Below are 24,929 nucleotides of genomic sequence, written 5' to 3'. Positions count from 1 at the left end.
ATCAGGCCCCCTGTCCTGCGGTCTGGCCCTCGCCGCGGGCGGCCGCGAGCCGGACCGCGTCGAGGATCTTCTCGTAGCCCGTGCAGCGGCACAGGTTGCCCGACAGCGCCTCGCGGATATCGGCGTCCGACGGGGAGTCGTTGCGCTCCAGCAGTTCGTCCGCGGCGACCAGCAGGCCCGGGGTGCAGAAACCGCACTGGACCGCGCCGGCGTCGATGAACGCCTGCTGGATCGGGGAGAGTTCGGTGTTCTCGCCGGTCTGCGAGTCGGCGGGGCTGGCTTCCCACTGCTTGGCCGCGTCGATGCTCGTACCGCAGGCTCCGGTGCCGCAACCGCCGCGCTCGGCGCGCTGCTTGGCGTAGTCCGCCAGGCCCTCGACGGTCACCACGTCGCGGCCCTCGACCTGACCTGCGGCGACCAGGCAGGAACAGACCGGCACGCCGTCCAGACGGACCGTGCACGAACCGCATTCGCCCTGCTCACAGGCGTTCTTGGAACCCGGCAGGCCCATCCGCTCACGGAGGACGTACAGCAGGCTCTCGCCTTCCCAGACATCGTCGGCCTCCTGCCGGCGGCCGTTGACGGTGAATGTCACGCGCACTGTGCGCTCCTCTCATTGCCGCGGTAGGACTCCCAGGTCCAGCCGAGGGTGCGGCGCGCCATGATGCCGACCGCGTGCCGGCGGTACTTGGCGCTGCCGCGCACATCGTCGATCGGGTTGCAGGCGCCGGAGGCGAGCTGCGCGAACTGCTTGGCGACGGACGGCGGGATGGGGCCCGCCGACTCCCAGAAGCCGCCCTCGTCCAGCGCCGCGGCGAGGAAGTCCTCGGCCTCCTTGGCCCGTACGGGAGTGGGTGCGGCGGAGCCGATGCCGGTGCGCACCGTACGGGTCTCGGGGTGCAGTGCGATACCGAAGGCGCACACCGCGATCACCATGGCGTTGCGGGTGCCGACCTTGGAGAACTGCTGCGGGCCGTCGGCCTTGGGCAGATGCACCGAGCGGATCAGCTCGTCGGGCTCCATCGCATTGCGCTTGACACCGACGTAGAAGTCGTCGATCGGGATCATGCGGCGGCCGCGCACGGATTCCACCTCGACCTCGCAGCCGGAGGCGAGCAGCGCGGGGTGCGCGTCGCCGGCCGGGGAGGCGGTGCCGAGGTTGCCGCCGACGCCGCCCCGGTTGCGGATCTGCGGAGAGGCGACCGTGTGCGACGCCAGCGCCAGGCCCGGGAGTTCGGCCCGCAGATTCTCCATGATCTTGGTGTAGGAGACCGAGGCGCCCAGGCGTACGGTCTTCTCTCCGACCTCCCACTCGCTCAGGTCACCGATGCGGTTCAGGTCGAGCAGGTACTCGGGGCGGCGGTGGTCGAAGTTGATCTCGACCATCACGTCCGTGCCGCCCGCGATGGGCACAGCGGTGGGGTGCTCGGCCTTAGCGGCGAGCGCCTCCTCCCAGCTGGCGGGGCGAAGGAAGTCCATGGGTGGCCTCTTCTACGAATCGGTCATTCGCTGCTCATGGTGAGGACCTGGGGCCCTGGTCGCCATCGAGCTGTTCATGTCTTGTTAACGCTGTTGGACTCAGTGAACGCGCCCTGCACCCACCCGGTGCAGTCACCGAAACCATGAAGCGGTTGGCTGGCCAAGCCACCCGTCTTGTAGATTCGAACGAAAGACGAGGCTCTGAAACCTCGCGGCATTCCACCGGCAACACCAGACAGCAAAGAACGGCGGGCGAGGTCATGCGGCTCCGCGCACTCCTGGACACCCACACCTTGGGCCTTCGGCTGCTCGGCGGCGAGGACGAGCTGGACCGCACTGTACGCGGCGTGATGACCACCGATCTGCGCGATCCCAGCCGCTACCTCTCCGGCGGCGAACTCGTGCTGACCGGCCTGGCCTGGCGCCGCGAGCCGGAGGACTCCGAGCGGTTCGTCCGCATCCTGGCCGCGGCCGGCGTCGCCGGGCTCGCGGCGGGCGAGGCCGAGCTCGGCGCGATCCCGGACGATCTCGTGCAGGCCTGCCACCGGCACCGGCTGCCGCTGTTCTCGGTCGAGGAGGCGGTCTCGTTCGCCTCCATCACCGAGCATGTCGTCCGCCAGGTCTCCGGCGAGCGGGCCGGGGACCTGGCCGCCGTGGTGGACCGCCACCGCCGTCTGATGACCTCGGGCCCCACGGGCGGCGGCCCGGAGGTGGTCCTGGACCTGCTCGGCTCCGACCTCGATCTGCGGGCCTGGGTGCTCTCCCCCACCGGCCGGCAGATCGCCGGCTCCACCCTCGCGGACTCCGGGCCCGAGCTGTCCGGTGAGCTGGCCGCCCGGCTCGCCGGTGAACATCTGGCGGCCGCCCGCACCGGCCGCCGCGGCCCGCACCGCACCACCCTGGGAGGCGCCACCTTCTCGCTCTTCCCGATCCGCCACGAGGGCCGTGACCTGCGCCAGACGCTGCTGAGCGACTGGCTGCTGGCCGTCGAGGCGGACGCCGGCGACTGGCCCGAGGAGCGCCTGGACCTGCTGCACGGCGTCACCCAGCTGATCGCCGTCGAACGCGACCGGCGCGATGCCGCCCGTACGGTCCGCCGACGGCTCGCCCAGGAGGTGCTGGAGCTCGTCCAGACCGGCGCGCCGCCCGCCGAGATCGCGGCCCGGCTGCGGGTGGCGGCCCCGGTGCTGCTGCCCGGTCTGGGCAGCGCCCCGCACTGGCAGATCGTGGTGGCCAGGGTCGAGTGGGAGGACGGCGACATCCCCGGCGGGCCGGTCGCGCAGAGCCTGCTGGAGGAGATGCTGGTCGACCCCGGCACCTTCGGCCCCGAGCCCTCCGACCGCATCGCCGTGGCACAGACCGGCGACGACGCGGTGGCGCTGGTGCCGCTGCCCGTCCCGGACGAGTCCGGGGACCCCTCGGCGACCGGTCTGCACGCCAATGAGCTGCTCTCCGTCATCCAGGAGCCGCTCAGCCGCGGCCTGGCGGACGACGGGCGGCTGACCGTCGGCGTCAGCGCCTCGGTGCACTCGGCGGAGGGGCTGCGCGGCGCCCTGGAGGAGGCCCGGCACGCCCGACGGGTCGCCGCCGCCCGCCCGGGCCGGGTCTGCGCCGCCGGGCACGAGGAGCTGGCCTCGCACGTCCTGCTGCTGCCGTTCGTGCCCGACGACGTCCGCCGGGCCTTCACCGCCCGCCTGCTGGACCCGCTGCGCGACTACGACCGCCGCCACCGCGCCGAGCTGATCCCCACGCTGGAGGCGTTCTTGGACTGCGACGGCTCCTGGACCCGCTGCGCCACCCGTCTCCACCTGCACGTCAACACGCTCCGCTACCGGGTGGGCCGGATCGAGCAGCTCACCGGCCGCGATCTGTCCCGCCTGGAGGACAAGCTCGACTTCTTCCTCGCGCTGCGGATGAGCTGACCGCCGGGCGCGCCGCGGATCCCGTCGCCGGGCGGCGGGCCGTCCGGCGGCGCGCCACCGGTGCCCGGGTCCGGCCGCCGCGACTCCGCGCTCCCCGCATCGACCATTCGGGGTAACCCGATCGGGCGTCATCCCGTCAACTGCGCTTGGCGGCACGCCGACCGGCCACGCCACGACACGCCCGATCAGGGCCACTACGTCCACCCGAAACGCCCATCCGGCGATTGTGAAATCATTCACCCGCCCCCTTGGCCGCACGACGGAGTTCGTGCTGAGATTCGCCCACGGCTTCCAATTTCCAGCTCAATGGCGCGCTCGGGGAGGGCAATGTGGCGGATACCGCCATGCCAGAGTCAGCGGATCCCGCGGATCCGGTCAGTTCCAAGGATCCGGTGCCGATCTCGGTACCGGGGCCGGCACCCGCACCGGAGGTACCGGCAGCCAGAGCGGTCGAGGGGGACGATCCCCTCGACCGTGCCGTTTGGCGGCTGCGCTCCCGCGGCTGTTGGGACGACGCGGCCGCGCTGCTGGAGCCACACTCCGTCCATCACGCGCCTTCCGCGCTGCGCCGCGCCGCGCTCCTGGTGGAGCGCTGCATGTTCACCGCCATCGGCTGGGCCGAGGCCGAGGACGCGCTGCGCACCGCCGAGGCGCTGGCCGGTGACGACGACGAGCGGGGCGGCGCGGCCTGCGAGCGCGGTCATCTGGCATATGCCGCCACGGTCCTCGGCGTACGGGACCGGGCCGACGAGGCACGCTCGGCGCTGGGCCGGGCCGCCGCGCTGCTCGCCCCCGCCTCGCCCGGCCGCCCGCTGCTGGACTTCCGCCGCGGGCTGATGGCCGAGCACATCGCCGACAGCCCGGATTCGGCGCGCGCCGCCTACCGCCGCGCCCACGCCGGCGCCACCGCGCACGGCGACACCCTGCTGCTGTCCTTCACCTGGCGCCATTTGGCCGGACTCGCCCTGCGCGACGGCGAGTTGACGGAGGCCAGGCACGGTTTCGCCGAGTCGTTGCGGATCCGCGAGGAGTTGGGTTTCCTCGTCGGCACGGCGCCGGCGCTCGCGGCGCTGGCCGACGCCGCCCCGGACGCCGACGCGGAACGGCTGCGCGCCGAGGCGGCCCGACTGTTCCGCCTCATGGGCGGCGTCCCCACCTGGCTCGCCGACCATCTCTCCACGGCCTCGGCGGCGACCTAGGCCCGTCCGGCGGGGCCGGACCGGCCCGGCGACTAGGGCACCCATCACGGCCGGCCACCAACGGGCACGCCCCGTTGGTGGCCGGCCGTCGTCGCGCCCGCGGCCGCTCGCCGTCAACCCCCCGTCCTCAGCCATGCGGGCCCCCGCACCGATTGGCGGGATCCGGACTGTCCTGGCGGGGGATCGGCCGGGGCGCACCGGTTGCCGCACCCCCCGGGCTTCGACGCGACGAGCGAAGCATGAGGTGGGACCATGGGCGAAGGCCACGGGGCAGCGGCGCCTCTCCACGCCCCACAGGCCCCGAGAATGGCCGCAAGTCGCACTGTGAGGCGCCGGTGGGGACTGGATGCTGGTCCGTGGCCAGCTGGGCCCCCCACCCATTGACGGAGCCTTTTCAGGAGGCGATCCATGGCAGCAGGAGTGACCAAGACGACCGCTGGAACCGACTGGGGCAAGGCGGATTTCGAGGCGATCTACAACTGCCCTGATCCGCGCCGGTACTTCACCACACTGCAACCACTGGACTACCAGATTCCGCACCATGGCCAAGCGGTGTTCCGCGCCGTGGCCGAGACCCTGCGGCGACGCCGGAGCGACCGCCCACCACTGCACGTCGTCGACCTCTGCTGCTCATACGGGGTCAACGCCGCGCTGCTCAACCACCGGCTGTCCCTCACCGACCTCTACGGGCGCTACGCCGTACAGCGCCCCGAATTCCCGACGACCCGTCAACTCACGGAGGAGGACCGCACATTCTTCGCCAGCCGGCTGCGTGCCGAACCCTTCCGGGTGACCGGCATCGACTCGGCGGACCGGGCCGTCGACTACGCGCGCACGGTCGGTCTGCTCGACCACGGCTTCGCGGAGAACCTGGAGTTGGACGACCCGAGCCCGGCGATGCGGCGCACACTGGCCGACGCCGATCTGATCACCGTCACCGGCGGCGTCGGCTATATCTCCGCGCGCACCTTCGGCCGGCTCTTCGACTGCATGTCGTCGCCGCCCTGGGTCGCGGCGTTCGTGCTCCGCGAGGTGAACTACCGGCCGATCTCCGCGCTGCTGGCCCGCGCCGGCCTGGTGACCGAGAAACTCACCACCCGTACGTTCCGCCAGCGGCGGTTCGCCGACGGTGACGAGCGGCGGTCGGCGTTCGAGGCGCTGGCCGGGCGCGGTCTGACCGTCACCGGCAAGGAAGCCGACGGCTTCTACCACGCCGATCTGTATCTCTCCCGGCCCGCCGCCGATATCGCGGCGCTGCCACTGGTGGAGCTGCTGCCGGGCTGAGCCGGCCGCCCGCGGGGTCAGTGCGGGTGGCGCGTCGCCGAGACATGCTCGCGGGCGATCCGCTCGACGACCGCGTACTCCTGGGCGATCAGCGCATCGAGCAGCGCGGTGTGCTCCGAGGCGTCCGCCAGCAGTTCGGCCGTACGCAGCCGGGAGCTGCCGGCCGCCGGCCACTGGGCACGGCGCAGCAGATCGCCGGTGACCTCGGTGAGCCGGCGGTTGCCGGTGAGCGAGATCAAGGCGTCGTGGAAGGCATGGTCGGCCTCGGCGTAGCCGACCCGGTCCCCGCGGGCGGCGGCGCTCACGCCCGCCGCGGCGAACGGGCGCAGCGCCTCCCAGCGCTCCGGGGGCAGCGCCCGGGCCAGCCGGACGATCGCGGGCACCTCCAGCATGGCGCGGACCTCGGCCAGCTCGGCGAGGTCACGGGAGCTGCGCTCGGCGACCCGGAAGCCGCGGTTGGGGACGACCTCGACGGCGCCCTCGCCCGCGAGCTGCTGCATGGCCTCGCGGACCGGGGTCGCGGAGACGCCGTAGCGCTCGGCGAGCGCGGGCGCGGAGTAGACCTCGCCCGGGGTCAGCTCCCCGCCGACCAGTGCGTGGCGCAGCGCGGCCAGCACCTGGCCGCGGACCGAGTGCCGCCGGAGCGCCGCGGGACCGGCCTGCGCGGGCACCCATGCCCGTGCGCGCGGCTCCTGTTCCGCCGTGCCCTGCTCCATGACGGTTCCTCCTGACGTCCCCAGCACCATAGGCGGCCTTGGCCACAGTTCAAATCCGGGAACCGGTCCCGCAGCCGCCGAGGGCTGCCAGGACTGGCTTCAGGCGGGGGCGGGTAAAGTCTTCGGATAAGGTAAGGCTTACCTGCTAACGATCGCGATTCGGTGGTCTCCCGCATGACTTCTGCCCTCGCCGCCCCGCCCGCGACCCACCCCGTCGCCGCCGCCTACGCCCGGCTCTCCGAGGTCTTCCCCGGTCTGCAGGTGACCACCTGGGACGCGGCACCGCCCGCCGGCGACGGCTGGGTGTGCGCGGCCGGGCTCGCGGCCGGCGGTGAGACCCTGGACACCTTTCTCGCCTGGGACGACGCACAGATCCTCCGCGACTACGGACAGCGCGCCCGGCCGGACGTGACCGCGAGCTTCGCGCTGCACCGCTACGCCTGGCCCGCCTGTCTGCTGATCACCATCCCCTGGTTCCTGCACCGCCGGGTCCCGTACCTGCCTGTGCAGGACGTCTCCTTCCAGCGCGAGCTGGGCCGGATGGCGGTCCGCGTCAGCTCGTTCGGGTGCCTTCCGGACGATCCGGCGGCGGCGCTGCCCGGCGCCCGGGTGGTACCGGACGAGGAGGCGCTGCGCGCCGAGGTGCGGTCGGCGGTGGCCGCGCATCTCGGGCCCGTACTGGAAGGCTTCCGCAGCCGGATGCGGCGCGGGCCGCGGGCGCTGTGGGGGATGGCGTCCGACGAGATCGTCGAGGGGCTCTGGTATCTGGGGCATCTGCTGGGCGAGGAGCCGCGCGCGGTGGCCGCGTTGCAGCGGCTGCTGCCGGGCGCCACCGCCCCGTATGTGGGGAGCGCGGGGTTCCGGTCGCTGACCGGGCCGGACGGCGCGGCGCTGCCGACCCGGGACCGCGCCAGCTGCTGCATGCTCTACACCCTGCGCCCCGAGGACACCTGCGTCACCTGCCCGCGCACCTGCGACGAGGACCGCATCAAGCGCCTCACCGCAACCAGCTGACCCCCACACCACCCGTTCGAGTCACCGAATTCGAACTCAACTCAGCGTCAACACAAGGTAGTTCGAGACCCCGGCCGCTATCTGCGGGTCCCCGCACCTCCTTGGCGTTCTCTTGCTCCGAAACCCCCTGTGGGAGGGCCGGATTCCGCCAGGATGTCGCGCGAAATCGCGTATCCGAGGCAAGGGATCCCCAGAATGAGAACGACCGCTATATCGCTGGATTGGCTGATTCCCGGCGCCCTGATGCTCGTCGGCGTGACGGCGGCCGCGGCCCTGGTGGTGCGCGGCAAACGCGCCGCCGCCCGGTCCGCCACCGACGACTCCTGGGAGCGCAGCGAGGAGCGCCGCCGCCGCAAGGAGGCCGTCTTCGCCTCCGCCTCCTACCTGCTGCTGTTCTGCTGTGCGGCGGTCGCCGCCGCGCTGTCGTTCCACGGCCTGGTCGGCTTCGGTGTGCAGAACCTCAACCTCACCGGGGGCTGGGAGTATCTGGTGCCGTTCGGCCTCGACGGCGCGGCGATGTTCTGCTCCGTCCTCGCGGTGCGGGAGGCCAGCCACGGTGACGCCGCGCTCGGCTCCCGGATGCTGGTGTGGACGTTCGCGGGCGCCGCGGCCTGGTTCAACTGGGTGCACGCGCCGCGCGGCCTGGACCACGCGGGCGCACCGCAGTTCTTCGCCGGGATGTCGCTGTCGGCCGCGGTCCTCTTCGACCGGGCGCTGAAGCAGACCCGCCGGGCGGCGCTGCGCGAGCAGGGCCTGGTGCCCCGCCCGCTGCCGCAGATCCGTATCGTCCGCTGGCTGCGGGCTCCCCGCGAGACCTTCGCGGCCTGGTCGCTGATGCTGCTGGAGGGCGTACGGACACTGGACGAGGCGGTCGAGGAGGTCCGTGAGGACCGGCGCGAGAAGGAGCTGAACCGGCTTCGCCGACGCGAGAAGGGCAAGCTCGACCGGGCACGGATCAAGGCCATCAACCGGCAGCACCGCACCTGGGGCATCGGCCGTACCGGCGCCCGGCAACTGACGGTCGCTCAGGCAACCGCGGCACCCGCGGAGATGGCCGGCCCGGACTCCGCGATAGCCGGCGAGCCGGCACCGCTGACCACGGCGGAGCTGTCGGTACGCGCCCGCCCCGCCCTCAAGGCCCTGTCAGGCGCCGACCCCGATGCCGCCGACGGCGCGATCGGGACCCGGCGGACCGTGGACCTCACGACCGAGGACGACACCCAGACGCTGCCCCGTCTGGACTCCCTCGAAGAGAAACTCGCCGAGATCGAACGGCAATTCGGCTGACAGGTGGCGGACCGCGCCGACCGACACCCCCGCATTCGGGTCAGGCCGGTCCGCAGCCCAGCTCGAACCACACGCACTTGCCGAACCCCTCGGAGCGTATGCCCCACGCGTCGGCCAGTGAGCGCACCAGCATCAGCCCCCTGCCGGACGTCCCTTCCGTGCTCGCCGCACGCGGCTCGGGGCGCCCGGGCGCGAGGTCGCGCACCTCCACCCTCAGCCGGTCGCCGACCCTGGCCGTGACGACGGCGCCGCCCTCCGTATGCACCAGGGCGTTGGTGACCAATTCGCTGGTGAGCAGCGTCGCGACCTCCGCGAGCTCGCCGCTGCCCGGCACCGCCCAGCGGCTCAGCAGCTGCCGTAACTCCCGGCGCACCTCGCCGACCGCACGCAGATCCGCATGCCGCACCTTCCGCTCCAGGACGCCCGGTGCTCGCGCGGCGATCCCCCCGCCGCGGGCCCCCTCGGCCGACTCCTGCCTTCTGTCCCGTTCCTCGCGCCGCACAGGCTGACGCATTCTCTCCCCCGCCCCCCACGAACCTCGGCGCCCGGTCTCGAACAGCCTCACGGTCAGCATGCCCATCGGATCAGCCGCCATGCTTCCGCTTGCGCGACCGCTCGTCGGCGGCCCGCGCGCCGGGTGGGCCGGGCCGGGACCGAGTGGGTATGCCTGACCCGATGCGTGGGCGAGTACGAGCGTGAGGAGCCGCTGTGCACGACGACCGACTGCTGGTGGAGGGGCGCCTGGAGCGGGCGCTGGGGCAGTTCATCAGGCCCGCGCAGTACGCGGCGCGGGTGCCGCTGCGGCTCACCGTCTGGCATGCGCCGGGCGAACCACGGCCGGTGGGTGAGGCCTTGCGGGCCGCGTACGAGCCGTTCACGGCCGGCGAACTCTGGGGGCCGCCGTGGTCGACGAGCTGGTTCCGGCTGGCGGGTGAGGTGCCACAGGAGTGGGCGGGCCGGCGGGTGGAGGCCGTCATCGACCCCGGCTTCAGCGGCGACGGGCCCGGCTTCCAGGCCGAGGGGCTGGTGTACGACGCCGACGGGGTACCCGTCAAGGGCATCCATCCGCGCAACCGGCACCTCCCCGTCGGCTCCCCGGTCCACGGCGGTGAGGAGGTGCGGCTGCTGCTGGAGGCCGCCGCGAACCCGGCCGTGCTGCGGGACTTTCGCCCCACCGACCTCGGCGACGTACGGACCGCGGGGGACCGTCCGCTGTACCGCTTCGCCTCGGCGGATCTCGCGGTGCTCGACGAGACCGTCTGGCAGCTGATCCTGGATATCGAGGTGCTGTCGGAGCTGATGTACGAGCTGCCCGTCGACCGCCCGCGCCGGCACGAGATCCTGCGGGCCCTGGAAGACATGCTGGACGCGCTCGATCTGCACGATGTCGGCGGCACGGCGGCCGCGGCCCGGGCCCGCCTGGCGGACGTACTGACCCGCCCGGCCTCCGCGAGCGCCCATCGCCTGTCGGCCACCGGGCATGCGCATATCGACTCGGCCTGGCTGTGGCCGCTGCGCGAGACCGTGCGCAAGGCGTCCCGCACCTTCGCCAATGTCACCCACCTCGCCAAGGAGTACCCGGAGTTGGTGTTCGCCTGCTCGCAGGCGCAGCAGTACGCCTGGGTCAAGGAGCACCAGCCACGCATCTGGGAACGCATCAAAGCGGCGGTGCGGGACGGCAATTGGGCGCCGGTCGGTTCGATGTGGGTGGAGTCCGACGCCAATATGCCCGGCGGTGAGGCGCTGGCCCGCCAGCTCGTCCACGGCAAACGCTTCTTCCTGGACGAGCTGGGGGTGGAGACCGAGGAGATCTGGCTGCCGGACTCCTTCGGCTACACCGCCGCCTTCCCGCAGCTGGCGCGGCTGGCCGGCGCGAAGTGGTTCCTGACCCAGAAGCTGTCGTGGAACCAGACCGACAAGATGCCGCACCACACCTTCTGGTGGGAGGGCATCGACGGCACCCGCGTCTTCACCCACTTCCCCCCGGTCGACACCTACAACTCCCGCCTGCACGCCGGCGAACTCGCCCACGCGGAACGGAACTTCGCCGACAAGGGCCGCGCCACCCGCTCCCTGGTGCCCTTCGGCTGGGGCGACGGCGGTGGGGGCCCGACCCGCGAGATGCTGGAGCGGGCCCGCCGGCTGCGCTCCCTGGAGGGCTCACCGCGCGTCGAGATCGAGCCGCCGGCCCGGTTCTTCGAGGCCGCACACGAGGAGTACGGGGCGGCGGCGCCGGTCTGGTCGGGCGAGCTGTATCTGCAGTTCCACCGCGGTACGTACACCTCGCAGGCAAAGACCAAACAGGGCAACCGGCGCAGTGAACATCTACTGCGCGAGGCGGAGTTGTGGGCGGCGACGGCGGCGGTGCGGACCGCGGCACGGGCGGGCGGCGGCGCCGCGTACGCCTACCCGTACGACGCGCTCGACCGGCTCTGGAAGACCGTACTGCTGCACCAGTTCCACGACATCCTGCCGGGCTCGTCGATCGCCTGGGTGCATCGCGAGGCCCGGGACACCTACGCGGCCGTCGCGGCCGAGCTGACGGAGATCATCGAGACGGCGATCGGGGCGCTGGGAGGGGACGGGGCGGCCGGGGTGCCGACGGTGTTCAACGCCTCGCCCTACGACCGGGACGAGATCGTCGAGCTGCCGGCGCGGGCCACGGAGGCGGGACCGGGTGAGCCGGCCGCCGTCCCGGTCCATGTCCCCGCGCTCGGCTCGGCGACCGTCCGACCGCCCGGCCCGGACTCCCCCACGCCACCGCCCCCGCCCGTACGGGCGAGCACCGAGGCCGACGGCGCCCTCACCCTCGACAACGGACTGCTCCGCGTCCGCCTCGACACCGACGGCCTGCTGACCTCCGTACGCGATCTGCACACCGGACGGGAGGCCCTGGCGCCGGGCGCGCGCGGCAACTTGCTGCAACTGCACCCCGACCACCCCAACAAGTACGACGCCTGGGACCTCGACCGGCACTACCGCAACCGGCACACCGATCTGACCGACGCCGAGTCCGTCGAGCTCACCGCGGCCGGACCGCTGTCCGCCGTGGTGCGGGTGACCAGGGCGTTCGGCGCGTCCCGGATCACCCAGGAGCTGATCCTGCGTGCGGGCTCGCGGCGGCTGGACATCAGCACCGACATCGACTGGCACGAGTCGGAGAAGGTCCTCAAGGCCGCCTTCCCGCTGGATGTGCACGCCGAACGCTCCACCGCCGAGGTGCAGTTCGGGCATGTGCACCGCCCCACACACACCAACACCAGCTGGGACGCGGCGCGTTTCGAGATCTGCGCACACCGCTGGCTACGGGTCGCCGAGCCCGGCTACGGCGTCGCACTGCTCAACGACTCGACCTACGGCCATGACGTCACCCGTACACCGCACGCCGAGGGCCTGGGCACGACCGTACGGCTGACCCTGCTGCGCGCACCGCACAGCCCCGACCCCGAGACCGACCAGGGCGCCCATCGCTTCTCCTACGCGCTGCTGCCGGGCGCCGAGGTCGGCGACGCGGTCGCCGAGGGCCTGGCGCTCAACCTCCCGCTCAGGACCGCCGACGCACCGCCGGTCCCCCCGCTGATCCGCGTCGACCACCCGGCCCTCACCGTCGAGTCGGTCAAGCTCGCCGAGGACCGCAGCGGCGATGTGGTGGTGCGGCTGTACGAGTCCCGGGGCGGCCGCGCGACCGGCACCCTCTCCCCCGGCTTCCCCCTCGAACGCGCCATGGTGACCGACCTGCTGGAACGCCCGCTGCACGACGAGAAGGAAGGGCCGACATCAGAGGTGACGCTCGAACTGCGCCCGTTCCAGATCCTGACGCTGCGGCTCGCCCCCCAGCGCCGTTAGGGCCTGCCTTCAAAATCCCGCGCGTCTCACATCCGCGGAAGGTTCCGCAGGTTGGACCGTGCCATCTGCAGCATCCGGCCGACCCCGCCGTCCAGCACGATCTTGCCGGCCGACAGCGCGAAGCCGGACACCATCTCCGCGCTGATCTTCGGGGGGATCGACAGGGCGTTGGGGTCGGTGACGACGTCGACCAGCGCCGGGCCCTTGTGCTTGAAGGCGTCGCGCAGTGCGCCGCGCAGCTGTTTGGGCTTCTCCACCCGTACGCCGTGTGCCCCGGCCGCGCGGGCGATGGCCGCGAAGTCCGGATTGTGGTTGGTGGTGCCGTACGAGGGGAGACCGGAGACCAGCATCTCCAGCTCCACCATGCCGAGCGAGGAGTTGTTGAACAGCACCACCTTCACCGGCAGGTCGTACTGGACCAGGGTGAGGAAGTCGCCCATCAGCATGGAGAACCCGCCGTCGCCGGACATCGAGACGACCTGGCGGCCACGGTCGATGAACTGGGCGCCGATCGCCTGCGGCAGCGCGTTGGCCATCGAGCCGTGGCTGAACGAACCGATCACCCGGCGGCGGCCGTTGGGGCTGATATAGCGGGCCGCCCAGACATTGCACATACCGGTGTCGACCGTGAAGATCGCGTCATCGGCGGCCTCCTCGTCCAGGACGGAGGCGACATATTCGGGGTGGATCGGGGTGTGCTTCTCCACCTTGCGGGTGTATGCCTTGACCACACCTTCCAGCGCATCGGCGTGCTTCTTCAGCATCCGGTCCAGGAACTTGCGGTTCGTCTTCGGCCGCACCTTGGGGATCAGACAGCGCAGCGTCTCGCGGACATCGCCCCAGACGCCGAGGTCGAGCTTGGAGCGGCGGCCCAGGTGCTCGGGCCGGACATCGACCTGGACGATCTTGACGTCGTCGGGCAGAAACGCGTTGTAGGGGAAGTCCGTGCCGAGCAGGAGCAGCAGATCGCACTCATGGGTGGCCTCGTAGGCCGCGCCGTAGCCGAGCAGTCCGCTCATCCCCACGTCGTACGGGTTGTCGTACTGGATCCACTCCTTGCCCCGCAGCGCATGCCCGACCGGCGACTTCACCCGCTCGGCGAACTCCATCACCTCGGCGTGCGCACCCGCCGTGCCGCTGCCGCAGAACAGCGTGACCTTGCCGGCCTCGTCGATCATCCGGGCCAGCTTGTCGATCTCGTCGTCACCGGGGCGTACGGACGGGCGCGCGGTGACCAGGGCATGCTCGATGGCGCGCTCGGGGGCCTGCTCGGCGGCGATATCGCCGGGGAGGGAGACGACCGAGACCCCGCTCTGCCCGATGGCGTGCTGGATCGCGGTCTGCAGCACCCGCGGCATCTGCTTGGTGCTGGAGATCAGTTCGCTGTAGTGGCTGCACTCGGCGAACAGCCGGTCGGGGTGGGTCTCCTGGAAGAAGCTGGTGCCGATCTCGCTGGAGGGGATGTGGGAGGCCAGGGCGAGGACCGGAGCCATGGAGCGGTGCGCGTCGAAGAGCCCGTTGATCAGGTGCAGATTGCCGGGGCCGCAGGAGCCCGCGCAGGCGGCGAGCTTGCCGGTGAGCTGGGCCTCCGCCCCGGCGGCGAAGGCCGCGACCTCCTCGTGCCGGACCTGGATCCAGTCGATCGCGGAGTTGCGTCGGACGGCGTCCACGACCGGGTTCAGGCTGTCGCCGACGACGCCGTAGAGCCGCTGCACCCCCGCCCGCGCCAAGATGTCCACGAACTGCTCGGCCACGGTCTGCTTCGCCATGTCGCTGTCGCTCCTTCGACGGGATGCGGGTCGGGCGGCTTCCTTCCCATGAACCCACGGAGGGCGGGCGCGCGCCTCCGCTGCCCGGCGCTACGCCTCCCATACCCCGACGGCCGTGCGGTCCTTCGTGTGGCCCTTGACCCGTAGTTGTGCGGCGGCGAGGAAGTCCACCAGGCCCGGTGGTTCGTCTGCCTTCCACCGGGCGGCCAGTCGGGCGGCGAAGTCGGGCTCCTCCTGGAGCGGCTCCGCCAGGCCGGCGCTGCACAGCAGCAGGGTGTCCCCCGGACGGGCGAAGGCCGCCCGGAAGAGGAAGGGCGCCGGCCGCGCCGGGCTCTCGGCCGTGTACGGGCCGTGCGCCAGGCCGGGGGCGGAGCGGGGCGGTCCGCCGTCGCAGCCCGGTGCGTCGCCCGTGTCGTGGTCGGCCGTGGCGGGCTCCAGGTCCTGCCAGGCACCGTCGCGCAGCCGGAAGAGGCCGCCCGCGCCGACACCGAAGAACACCCGGGTGCGGCAGTCCGGGTCGGCGGGCAGCAGCAGACAGCGCAGCGCGGCCGTGTACCGCTCCGGCGCGGCGCCCAGCTCCCGTGCCCGGCCACGCAGCTTGCCGTAGCTGCGGTCGGTGAGCCGCTGCAGCCCGGATTTGAGGGCGTCGCGATGGTCCGTACGGATGTCCTCCGCCAGTTGGGTGTAACTGCGGCCGACCGCGTCGCCGATCCACGCGCAGGCGTCGCGGGCGGCACGGTGGGCTCCCGCGGCGGCCGGCGGAGGGGTGGCGACGGCGACCAGGATCAGGGCCTGCCGGCCGGCGCCGAAGCGGGCGGTGAGCAGCGCATCGCGGCGTACTTCGCCTCGGTAGCGGGCGGAGTCACCGCGCTGTGAGGCGGCGCGCAGGGTCAGTGAGCCGTAGCGGGCGCCGTCCAGCGCGGTGTCGGGTACGAGATCGTCGAGCGCGCCGGGGTCGGCGGCGGGCAGCGCGCCCGGCTCGGGGTCGTAGGTGGGCGGCCGGTCACCGACGAAGCCGGCGGTACGGGACGGTGGGGTGTCCGGTGCGGTGTCCGGTCGCGTGCCCGGTGGGGTGTCCGATGGCGTGCCCGTTGCGGTGTCCGGTGCGGTATCCGGTGCGGTGTCCGATGGCGTGCCCGTTGCGGTATCCGGTGCGGTGTCCGTTGCGGTGTCCGGTGCGGTGCCCGTTGCGGTGCCCGTTGCGGTGTCCGGTGCGGTGTCCGGTGCGGTGCCCGTTGCGGTATCCGGTGCGGTGTCCGATGGCGTGCCCGTTGCGGTGTCCGGTGCGGTGTCCGATGGCGTGCCCGTTGCGGTGTCCGGTGCGGTGTCCGATGGCGTGCCCGTTGCGGTGTCCGGTGCGGTGTCGCGCGAGGCCGGGCCGGTGGCCGGGAGCGGGATCGGCGTCGAGGGCGCGGGCGGTGGGGCCGCCGGCCGTACGGGCGGCTCCCACGGCTTCGGCTCGGCCGGCGCCCGCACCGCCCGCAGCGCCGACTCGACCCGGTCGTCGAGGGTGTCCGGGGCATCGGACGGACCGGCATCCGACGGCCCGGCAGTTCGCACCCCCGCGCGGCCCGCGACGCCCCCTGCCGCGGCCTGGCCGCCGCCCTCGCCATCGCCGTACAACTGCCGCCACCAGTCGTCCTCGTGACCGCGTCGTGCCCGCTGCTGGTTCATGCGCCGCATTGTCCCCAGCGGGCCGCTGCCGAAACAGGGCACGGACAAGCGGGTCCGCCGGGCGGCCGGCCCCCACAGCTGGCCGCCCGTCGGGGTTCGGCGGTCAGCGCAGGTCATAGGCGCGGACGGTCCGGCCGAGGAGTAGGACAGTGCGGCCTTGGTGAGGGCTCCGGGGGTGTCACCTCCGGTGCGAGAGGCGAGCGGCAGGCCCAGGTGATCGAAGTGGCCTGGGAGGGCACCCAGTTGCGGTCGGAGGAGGGGATCTTCTCGGTGTCACCGCGCTCGGGGAAGGCGGGGTTGTAGACGTACCGTGCGGCACCCGCCGCTCACCGGGCGCACTTGCTCCGTTCGTCCCGCCGGCAAGCGGTTCCGGGCGGCTTCCGGCACTCTTGGGCCATGAGAGAGCGCAGCGTACGAGCCGTCACATGAGCGTGTGGCAGCTGGTCGCGGTCGGCCTGGTGATGCTGCTGGGGCTGCTCGGGGTGCTGGTGCCGGGTATCCCCGGGCCGTTGATCGTGTGGGCGGGCGTGCTGTGGTGGACGCTTTCCGAGAAGTCCTCCCTCGCGTGGGGGGTGCTGATCGGTGCCACCGCCGTACTGCTGCTCAATCAGGCGGTGAAATGGCTGCTGCCGGCCCGCAATCTGCGTGCCGCGGGCGCGCCCTACCGCACGCTGTTCCTGGCAGGGGTGGCCGGCATCGTGGGCTTTGTCGTGATCCCGGTCATCGGGGGGCTGCTGGGCGCCGTCGGCGGCCTCTATCTGCTGGAGCGGGTCCGGCTCGGCAGCCATGGCGATGCCTGGGCCTCGACCCGTACGGTCATGCGCGCCATCGGGCTGAGCGTGCTGATCGAGCTGTTCGTCTGTCTGCTGGTCTTCGGTGCCTGGGCCGGGGCCGTGCTCGCGGGCTGAGGGTCAGTCGGCCCGGCCGGCCACGGCGTACGCGGGCAGCCCGGCGGCCGTCCCGGGCATCTCGCCCGCCGGGAGCAGCCCGGCGTTCCAGAGGTGGTGCAGGGCGTACGCTCCCCAGGGCCGCCACCCGCCGGCCATGCCCGCCTCCGGAGCCCTCCGGGGCTCCGGGTCCGTCCGGGGCTCAGGCTCCGTCTGCGTCCCCACATCCGGGTCGCCGAGGGCCCGCATCCTGATGTACGCGGCGGCCCGCGGGCCGACTCCGGGCAGTGCGGCCAGCGCCCGTTCCGCGCTGTTGCGGTCCGCGCCCGCGTCCAGCGCGATCGTGCCGTCGGCGAGCGCGCCGCACAGCGTCCGCACCGGCTCCTCGACCTCGGCGCCGGTCAGTTCGGCGGGCGCCGGGAAGAGGTGGGTGAGGTGGCCGTCCGCCACGTCCAGCGGCTTTCCGTACGCCCGCACCAGCGCGGCGGCGCGCTCCGGCGGGCCGCCGAGCACGGTCCGTACGGCCAGCTCCTCGGGGTCCGCGGCGCCGGGCGAGCGCAGCCCCGGGCGCTCGGCCACCAGCGGCCCGAGCAGCGGATCCGCGCCGAGCCGCTCGGCGACGGCATACGGATCGGCGTCCAGGTCGAACAGCCGGCGCATCCGCTGCACGGCCGTCGACAGGTCCCGCAGATCGGTCAGCCGCAGCCGGCACTCCAGCCAGCCGCCGTCCGCGCCGCGCGCCGCCGGGCACACCAGGCCCGCCGGCGGCCGACGCCGCCCGCGCGGCCCGGCGGGCTCGTCGATCTCGGCGATCCCGCTGCCGTGGGCGAGCCGCAGCGTACGGCGGTAGGTGCGCCCGCCGCGGCTCCCCCGGATCTCCTCGACCCCGGGGACCGCCCGGACCTGCAGAAAGTCAAAGATCTCGGCCGCCGCGTACGGCCCGCGGTAGGCCAGCCGCAGTGGAATCCCGCCGGCCGGCAAGCCGCCCTCGGCCCCGGCCCGGGCGGTCCTGCGGGCGGCGCCCCCACGTCCGGCCGCCGCCCGCAGTTCGCTGGGCGTACCGGCGTAGATCTCCCGCATGGTGTCGTTGAACTGCCGGATGCTGGCGAAGCCGGCCGCGAAGGCCAGCTCGGTGACCGGCAGCGTCGTGGTCTGCAGCAGCACCCGCGCGGTGTGCGCCCGGCGGGCGCGGGCCAGTGCCACCGGCCCCGCGCCGAGCTCCGCGGTCAGCTGCCGCTGCACCTGGCGCGCGCTGTACCCCAGCCGCTGTGCCAGCCCGCCGACGCCCTCCCGGTCGACCACGCCGTCCCCGATGAACCGCATGGCGCGGCCGACCAGATCGGCGCGCACATTCCACTCGGCGGAGCCGGGTACGGCGTCCGGCCGGCACCGGCGGCAGGCCCGGAAGCCGGCCGCCTGCGCGGCCGCGGCCGACGGGAAGAACCGCACATTCACCCGCTTGGGAGTGACCGCGGGGCAGCTGGGCCGGCAGTAGATGCCGGTCGTCACCACCGCGAAGAAGAACTCCCCGTCGAACCGCGCGTCCCGGCTGGACACCGCTTCGTACCTGGTCTCGTCGTCCATCACTCCCCCAGTGTGCGACGTGCGCGGCGCCGCGACCGGCGGAAATCGGACATGGCGTTTCGGGGCGGGCCGGCCCCGGAGGCCGGGCGTCGGAGCGGGCCCCCGGGACGGCCCGCCCGCACCGCTCACCTCACCTCAGCGGCCCCGCTTCCGCTCCATCATGTGCCGCCCGAGCGCCTGCTTCTGCTTCCAGTCCCGCCGGATCTCCGCGCGCATCCGGGCGTCCGTCTTCGCCACGATGCGCTGGTTCTCGCGCAGCAGCTTCCGGTAGCTCTCCAGCCGGCGTACGGGCAACTCCCCGCTCTCGACGGCCTCTTGCACCGCGCATCCGGGCTCCCCCTGATGCGCGCAGTCATGGAAGCGGCACTCCTCGGCCAGCGCCTCGACATCCGAGAACGTCCGCGCGAGACCGGCCTCCGCGTCCCACATCCCGACGCCGCGCAGCCCCGGCGTATCGATCAGCACCCCGCCGCCGGGCAGCGTCAGCAGATCCCGCGTGGTCGTGGTGTGCCGCCCCTTGCCGTCCCGGTCGCGGGTGGCCCGGACTTCCTGCACACCCGCGCCGAGCAGGGCGTTGGCCAGCGTGGACTTGCCCGCGCCGGACTGTCCCAGCAGTACGGACGTCCCGTCCGCGAGCACGGCGGACAGCACATCGAGCCCCTCGCCGGTCGCCGAGCTGACCGCCAGCACCTGCACCCCGGGAGCCACGGACCCGGTATCCGCCACGAGATGCGCCACCCCGTCCGGATCCCCGGCCAGATCCGCCTTGGTCAGCACCACCAGCGGCTGGGCCCCGCTCTCCCCGCAGGGAGCGGACACCGGCAGCGGTCCCGCAGCGGTCGAGCTGGACATCGCCAGCGCGAGGAACCGCTCGATCCGCCCGAGGTCCAACTCGCCCCCGAGCGACACACAGATGACGATGGTGTCGACGTTGGTGGCCAGCACCTGGCCCTCGGAGCGCTTGGACGACGTGGACCGTACGAAGGCCGTACGCCGCGGCAGCAACGCCCGCACCACACCGTCGATATGGGCGCCCACGCGCCCGTTGCCGAGGTCGATCACGGCCCAGTCGCCGGTGCACGGCACCCGCATCGGGTCGCTCGTGGCCACCAGCGCGGTATCCGCCAGGACCGTCCGGACGCCGGCGCCGTCGGGCACGACGACATCCACCCGGCCGCGGTCCACGCGGACGATTCGGCCGGGCAAAATCCCCTGCCCGGCAAAGGGGAGAAAACTCTCCGCGAACCCGTCGTCCCAGCCATAGGCGGTCAACGGGTGCGCAGCGGAAAGAGGGAGGTCGAACAACGGGATGACCCTTCGAAAAGGAGCGGTCCCGGCTCCGCGCGGCAGCGCGCGGGAAAGGGTGACAAGTCGAGTCAGCCGGAGACCACGGGGGTGGAATGGATGAACTTCCTGATGCGGGCAGCGCCCGTCGCAATGACAGTCATCAGTACGCACCTCCCGGTCTTTCACAGCTGAGCGCGGCAGCCGTCGGCCGCCGCGAGAACAGGGTCACCCTAGACCGGTCGCGGACGACCGGTCCAAGCATTTTTCCGGCCCTGGGAGCGACCGGCCGTCCGCCCGCCGAGCGACCTTGCTCGCGCGATGCGCCGGGCGCAAGCTTGTGGTGTGGGTGCTCAGGACGGTCCTACGCTCATCGCTTCCGTGCAGCGAGCCTTCCGCCTGATGGAAGCCGTGGGGGCACACGAGGGCGGTGCCCCGGCGAAGCAGCTGGCACGCGAGGCGGGCCTGCCCCTGGCCACCACCTATCACCTGCTGCGGACGCTGGTCCACGACGGCTATCTGCGGAAGCTGGACGACGGCGGGTTCGTCATGGGGGACAAGCTGTATGCGTTGCACACGGGCAGCCGTGGGCAGGCGCAGCTCACCCGGATCCGTCCCGTGCTGACCGCGCTGCGCGACGAGCTGTCGGCAGCCGCGTATCTGACCTTCTACGAGGAGGGCGAGATCCGGGTGGCCGAGATCGTCGACGGCCCCCGGGCACCCCGGGTCGACCTCTGGGTGGGATTCGAGGATGCCGGGCACGCCACGGCGCTGGGCAAATGCGTGCTGCGCGAGCTCGACGACGACTCCCGCGACGACTACCTCTCCCGGCACCAGCTCGCCGATCTCACGCCCCGCACCATCACCCACCGTTCCGAACTGCTGCGACGACTCGCATCGTCGCCCGCGGCCCCGGCCGTCATGGACCTGGAGGAGTACGCCCTCGGAACGGTATGCGTCGCGGTGCCCGTCTACAGCGGGCACACGCTCGGCTCGCTGGGTGTCTCTCTGCGGGCGGACCGGCTCTCCCAGATCGATCAGATCCGGGCGCGGCTGGTCCCGACGGCGAGCCGCGTGACCAGGGGTCTTTCGCTCACTACGTGACCAGGGGGCTTTCGCTCACTATCTGAAAACCCTGCCCTTGTGGCGCACCCGCACACCCCTGTTTCCTGGACAAAACGGACGCTCAGGCGTACGCCAAGGGACCAGGGAGTGGCAGTCGAGGACATGAGTCAGGCTCAAGACCATCAGCGCGACCCCCGGCCGACCTGGCTCACGAAGCGGGTGGCCGGCCTGCGGAAAGCGTCGCCGGACCGGCCGCGCACCGCCGCCCACCTCGCCGCCGGTGTGCCCGCCCTGGTCGTCGCTGCCGTGGCGCTCCTCGCCTTCGTCACCGGAGCCGGGATGACCTGGCTGCCGCTGCTCGCCGTCGGGCCCGCGCTGGCCGCCGCCACCAGCAGGCCGTGGGGAGTACTCCGTATCGGCTTCCTCGCCGTGACACTGGGCGCCGCGCTCGGCGCCCATGGCGGTGCGGCCGGCCGCGATCAGGCCGTCGTGCTGTCCGCACTGGTCGCCGTCACCCTGGCGAGCAGCCTGGCCGGCGCGCTGCGCGAGCGCCGCGAACGGGTACTGGCCGCCGTCCGCTCGGTCGCCGAGGCCGCCCAGCACGCGCTCCTCAAGCCCGTGCCCGCCACGGTCGGCCCGTTCGAGGTGGCTGTCCGCTACAGCGCCGCCGCGGCGGAGGCCCGTATCGGCGGGGACCTCTACGCACTGGTGCCGACCCCGTACGGGGTCCGGCTGATCGTCGGCGATGTGCGCGGCAAGGGGCTGCCCGCGGTGAGCACCGCCGCTCTGGTGCTCGGCGTCTTCCACGAGGCCGCCCATGACGAGCCGGACCTCCTGGATGTCGTCGGCAGGATCGAGCGGAGCCTGACCCGCAACCTTGGTGCCGACGACTTCGTCACCGCCGTGGTCGCCGGGTTCCCGCAGACCGGGCGCATGGAGGTGGTCAACTGCGGACACGCCCCTCCGCTGCTGGTGCGCGACGCCGAGGTCATGGCCGTCGAACCGACCCATCCGGCCCCGCCCCTGGGGCTGAGCGCCCTGACCCGTGAGACCCCGAGCCTCCAGGTGCTGCCGTTCACCGACGGCGACCAGTTGCTGCTCTACACCGACGGGGTCACGGAGGCCCGCAACCACGGTCGGGAGTTCTACCCGCTGATCGAGGGGGTGGCGCGGCACGTGTCGGACGAGCCGTCCCGCACCCTCGCCGCACTGCACGACGAACTGCTGGCGCACGTGGGGGGCCGGCTGCACGACGATGCGGCACTGCTGCTGCTCCGGAAGCCGGCCGCCGCCGAGCGCGGGGCTTCGGCCGGCGGGCCGTCCTGCCTCCCGGCCGAAGCGCGCTGAGCGCGCCGTCGTTCAGGCGTCCGCGCCCTCGAAGAGGCGGCGCGGATTGTCGACGAGCATGGTGGTGATCTGCCCCTCGGTCACGCCTCGTTCGCGGATGTAGGGCAGCACCTCCTCCCCGATGTGCAGGTAGTGCCACTGCGGGAGCAGATGCAGGTGGGCGGGGTCCACCCAGTCGATGTAGCAGGCGGCGTCGTGGGAGAGCACAAGGCTGTCCGTATAGCCGCGGCGGCACATCTCGACCAGGGTGTCGGCCCTGGCCTCGAAGGAGATGTCGAGATTGATGCCGAACCGGTCCATGCCCAGCAGGAAGCCCGCGTCGGCGAGTTCGGCGAGGTGGTCGCAGTCGGGGCTGTCGCCGCTGTGGCCGAGGACGATGCGGCGGGGGTCGATGCCCTCCTCGTCGCACAGGATGCGCCGGGCGTCCAGACCGTTGCGGCTCTCGGGGTGGGTGTGCACGGTGATGGGGGTCGCGGTGCGGCGGTGGGCCGCGGCGACGGCGCGCAGCACCCGTACGACCCCGTCCGTCGGCCCCTGCCGGTCGATGGCGCACTTGAGCATGCCGGCCTTGACCCCGGTGCCCGCGATGCCCTCGGTGATATCGCGGACGAACATCTCCACCATGGGGTCGGCGACCTCGGTGCCCAGCACATCGTTCAGCCCCGGGCCGCGGTAGCGGAAGAAGCCGGGGACCTCGTCGTAGGTGTACAGGCCGGTGGCCACGATGATGTTCAGCTCGGGGACCTGCTCGGCGATACGGCGTACGCGGGGGATGTGACGGCCGAGCCCGACGACGGTCGGGTCGACGATCGTGCGGATGCCCTGGGCGGCCAGGGCCCGCAGCTTGCCCACCGCGTCGGCGACCCGCTCATCCTCGCCGCCCCATTCGTCCGGGTAGTTGGCCTGCACATCGGCGGTGAGGGTGAAGAGGTGTTCGTGAACGTAGGTACGACCCAGCTGTGCGGTGTCGACGGCGCCGAGGGCGGTGTTCACCTGGGACATCGGGCGCGCAGCTCCTTCTTGAGGATCTTGCCGGTGGGGCCTTTGGGCAGCTCGTCGACGAGGTGGATCTCGCGCGGATATTTGTAGGCGGCCAGCTGCCGCTTGCAGTGGGCGGCTAGGTCCTCCGCGGTGGTGTGTGCACCCGGTTTGAGGCTGACAACGGCGACGACCTCCTCGCCGAGCCGGTCGTCGGGCCGGCCGATGACGGCGGCCTCGGCGACAGCGGGGTGGGTGTGCAGCACCTCCTCGACCTCGCGCGGGTAGACGTTGTAGCCGCCGCGTATGACCAGGTCCTTCTTGCGGTCGACGACGAAGAAGTAGCCGTCCTCGTCCTGGTAGCCGAGGTCTCCGGTGTGCAGCCAGCCCTCGCGCAGCGCCTCGGCGGTCTCCTCGGGGCGCTTGTAGTAGCCCTTCATGACGTTGTGTCCGCGGACGAGGATCTCGCCCACCTGGTCGGGCCCCGGCAGCAGTTCCGCGCCCGTGTCGTCGACGACCCGGACCGCCACGCCCCAGATCGGCTTGCCGATGGAGAGCACCTTGCGCTGCTCGACGCTGATGTTGAAGGTCGCGGCGCTGGCCGTCTCGGACAGCCCGTAGCCCTCCAGGATCGCCACGCCGGAGAACTTCTCCTCGAAGGCGCGGAGGGTCTCGCCGGGCATCGCCGCGCCGCCCGAGAGGCCGACGCGCAGCCCGGCGAGGTCACGCTTCGTGGTGTCGGCCTGCAGCAGGGCCGTGTACATGGTGGGGACGCCGGCGAAGATCGTGCAGCGGTGCCGTTCGAGGGCGTCGAGCACCGCCCCGGTCTCGAAGCGCGGTACGAGGGCGAGCGTTCCGCCGTGGCGTACGGCCATGTTGAGGACGCTGGAGAGGCCGAAGACATGGAAGAGCGGCAGCACGGCGAGGGCGATGTCGTCGGTGCGGTAGCCGAACACCTCACCGGCCACGGTGCAGTTCATGAAGAGCTGGAAGTGGGTGAGCTCGGCGCCCTTGGGACGGCCGGTGGTGCCGCTGGTGTAGAGCAGGACGGCGGTGTCGTCGCCGCTGGTCGGCTCGGTCTCGCCGGTGTCGTCCGCGGCGTACAGCTCGTCGAAGTCCCGGGTGCCCGGGCCGTGCCGGTCGCTGCCGGGCAGATGGACGACGTAGGTGCCGACGCCGTCGGCCAGTTCGGCGCCCTTGACCGCCTCGGCCGCGAACTCCTCGAAGGTGATGAGGAGTTGGGCGTCGGAGTCGCGCAGGTGGTAGGCGATCTCGGGGGCCTTGAGCAGCGGGTTGAGCGGGACCATGACCAGGCCGGCCTTGAGGATGGCGAAGTAGGCGAACAGGAACTCCGGCACATTGGGCAGCTGGACGGCGACCTTGGCGCCGGGCCCGAGACCGAGGCCCCGCAGAGCGGCGGCGATGCGGCCGGACGCCTCGTCGACCTGGGCGTAGGTGAAGGTCAGATCCGCGATGTGACACAGGGGTTTGTCGGGGTGGGATCGGCGGGATTCACGAAGAGCGGTCGCGAGATTGAAGCTCATCCGGGCTCCTGGCGTGCTGCGGCTCGTACCACTGGCGGCGTCGCTGGCTG

General features: G+C 72.5%; 19 protein-coding genes. 9 read left to right on the top strand and 10 right to left on the bottom strand.

Translation table 11 applies throughout. The annotated features are described in order from the left end of the window. Position 1: 1 nt before the first annotated feature. Together KI385_RS34880 and KI385_RS34875 are read right to left on the bottom strand one after the other, a co-directional pair. On the bottom strand, positions 2-601 hold the full coding sequence (locus tag KI385_RS34880; RefSeq protein WP_238576039.1) for a (2Fe-2S)-binding protein: 600 nt from the start codon (positions 599-601) through the stop codon (positions 2-4). Continuing rightward, positions 592-1,479, bottom strand: a complete 888-nt coding sequence (locus KI385_RS34875; protein WP_238576038.1) for an FAD binding domain-containing protein — start codon at positions 1,477-1,479, stop codon at positions 592-594. Before KI385_RS34875 ends, KI385_RS34880 begins: the two co-directional genes overlap by 10 nt. 260 nt (positions 1,480-1,739) lie before the next feature. Here KI385_RS34875 and KI385_RS34870 point away from each other — a divergent pair, with 260 nt between their 5' ends. From KI385_RS34870 to KI385_RS34860, 3 genes are all read left to right on the top strand, one after another. Next, a complete protein-coding gene (locus tag KI385_RS34870; protein WP_238576037.1) occupies positions 1,740-3,401 on the top strand; it encodes a PucR family transcriptional regulator in 1,662 nt (553 codons plus the stop codon). Between the two features lie 344 nt (positions 3,402-3,745). Next, entirely contained in the window at positions 3,746-4,600 is an 855-nt protein-coding gene (locus KI385_RS34865) for a hypothetical protein (RefSeq protein WP_238576036.1), read from the top strand. Between the two features lie 408 nt (positions 4,601-5,008). Beyond that, positions 5,009-5,884 (top strand): hypothetical protein, encoded by an 876-nt coding sequence (locus KI385_RS34860; RefSeq protein ID WP_238576035.1) that lies wholly within the window; start codon positions 5,009-5,011, stop codon positions 5,882-5,884. A 17-nt stretch (positions 5,885-5,901) separates the two neighbouring features. On the opposite strand, the gene KI385_RS34855 is transcribed toward KI385_RS34860, so the two are convergent. Next, positions 5,902-6,600: a GntR family transcriptional regulator gene (locus KI385_RS34855; protein ID WP_238576034.1), complete on the bottom strand. Its 699-nt coding sequence runs from the start codon at positions 6,598-6,600 to the stop codon at positions 5,902-5,904. Between the two features lie 174 nt (positions 6,601-6,774). Between KI385_RS34855 and KI385_RS34850 the strand changes: the two genes are divergently transcribed. Then, a complete protein-coding gene (locus KI385_RS34850) occupies positions 6,775-7,614 on the top strand; it encodes a (2Fe-2S)-binding protein (RefSeq protein WP_238576033.1) in 840 nt (279 codons plus the stop codon). A 195-nt stretch (positions 7,615-7,809) separates the two neighbouring features. Further along, positions 7,810-8,901, top strand: coding sequence for a DUF2637 domain-containing protein (locus KI385_RS34845; protein ID WP_238576032.1), 1,092 nt, complete (start codon positions 7,810-7,812; stop codon positions 8,899-8,901). Positions 8,902-8,941: 40 nt separating this feature from the next. On the opposite strand, the gene KI385_RS34840 is transcribed toward KI385_RS34845, so the two are convergent. After that, complete coding sequence (locus KI385_RS34840) at positions 8,942-9,415, bottom strand: ATP-binding protein (protein ID WP_238576031.1); 474 nt, start codon at positions 9,413-9,415, stop codon at positions 8,942-8,944. Between the two features lie 194 nt (positions 9,416-9,609). Between KI385_RS34840 and KI385_RS34835 the strand changes: the two genes are divergently transcribed. Continuing rightward, the gene (locus tag KI385_RS34835) at positions 9,610-12,747 is read left to right on the top strand and encodes an alpha-mannosidase (RefSeq protein WP_238576030.1); all 3,138 of its coding nucleotides are present in this window, start codon (positions 9,610-9,612) and stop codon (positions 12,745-12,747) included. A 26-nt stretch (positions 12,748-12,773) separates the two neighbouring features. Here the strand turns inward: KI385_RS34835 and KI385_RS34830 are convergent, their stop codons facing one another. Both KI385_RS34830 and KI385_RS34825 read right to left on the bottom strand, forming a co-directional pair. After that, positions 12,774-14,516 carry a pyruvate dehydrogenase gene (locus KI385_RS34830; protein ID WP_238576029.1) on the bottom strand — a complete coding sequence of 581 codons (1,743 nt, stop codon included), beginning with the start codon at positions 14,514-14,516 and terminating at the stop codon, positions 12,774-12,776. Between the two features lie 90 nt (positions 14,517-14,606). After that, positions 14,607-16,190, bottom strand: a complete 1,584-nt coding sequence (locus KI385_RS34825) for a protein phosphatase 2C domain-containing protein (RefSeq protein WP_238576028.1) — start codon at positions 16,188-16,190, stop codon at positions 14,607-14,609. 425 nt (positions 16,191-16,615) lie between these two features. On the opposite strand from KI385_RS34825, the gene KI385_RS34820 reads away from it, so the two are divergent. After that, on the top strand, positions 16,616-17,098 hold the full coding sequence (locus tag KI385_RS34820) for a DUF456 domain-containing protein (RefSeq protein WP_238576027.1): 483 nt from the start codon (positions 16,616-16,618) through the stop codon (positions 17,096-17,098). Between the two features lie 3 nt (positions 17,099-17,101). Here the strand turns inward: KI385_RS34820 and KI385_RS34815 are convergent, their stop codons facing one another. Both KI385_RS34815 and rsgA read right to left on the bottom strand, forming a co-directional pair. Further along, the gene (locus KI385_RS34815) at positions 17,102-18,661 is read right to left on the bottom strand and encodes a DNA-3-methyladenine glycosylase 2 family protein (RefSeq protein ID WP_238576026.1); all 1,560 of its coding nucleotides are present in this window, start codon (positions 18,659-18,661) and stop codon (positions 17,102-17,104) included. A 135-nt stretch (positions 18,662-18,796) separates the two neighbouring features. Beyond that, a complete protein-coding gene (gene rsgA / locus KI385_RS34810; protein ID WP_238576025.1) occupies positions 18,797-19,966 on the bottom strand; it encodes a ribosome small subunit-dependent GTPase A in 1,170 nt (389 codons plus the stop codon). A 324-nt stretch (positions 19,967-20,290) separates the two neighbouring features. Here rsgA and KI385_RS34805 point away from each other — a divergent pair, with 324 nt between their 5' ends. Both KI385_RS34805 and KI385_RS34800 read left to right on the top strand, forming a co-directional pair. After that, positions 20,291-21,049: an IclR family transcriptional regulator gene (locus tag KI385_RS34805; RefSeq protein ID WP_238576024.1), complete on the top strand. Its 759-nt coding sequence runs from the start codon at positions 20,291-20,293 to the stop codon at positions 21,047-21,049. 123 nt (positions 21,050-21,172) lie between these two features. Next, entirely contained in the window at positions 21,173-22,357 is a 1,185-nt protein-coding gene (locus KI385_RS34800; RefSeq protein WP_238576023.1) for a PP2C family protein-serine/threonine phosphatase, read from the top strand. A 12-nt stretch (positions 22,358-22,369) separates the two neighbouring features. On the opposite strand, the gene KI385_RS34795 is transcribed toward KI385_RS34800, so the two are convergent. Then, entirely contained in the window at positions 22,370-23,359 is a 990-nt protein-coding gene (locus KI385_RS34795) for a phosphotriesterase family protein (protein ID WP_238576022.1), read from the bottom strand. Continuing rightward, positions 23,347-24,879 (bottom strand): long-chain-fatty-acid--CoA ligase, encoded by a 1,533-nt coding sequence (locus KI385_RS34790; protein ID WP_238576021.1) that lies wholly within the window; start codon positions 24,877-24,879, stop codon positions 23,347-23,349. Before KI385_RS34790 ends, KI385_RS34795 begins: the two co-directional genes overlap by 13 nt. Positions 24,880-24,929: the final 50 nt, after the last annotated feature.

Origin of the sequence: Streptomyces inhibens, from assembly GCF_022221585.1 — a bacterium.
GTDB classification, from domain to species: Bacteria; Actinomycetota; Actinomycetes; order Streptomycetales; family Streptomycetaceae; genus Streptomyces; species Streptomyces inhibens.
Note: the sequence above shows the minus strand (reverse complement) of the source record. Positions and strands in the feature narration are given on the sequence as shown.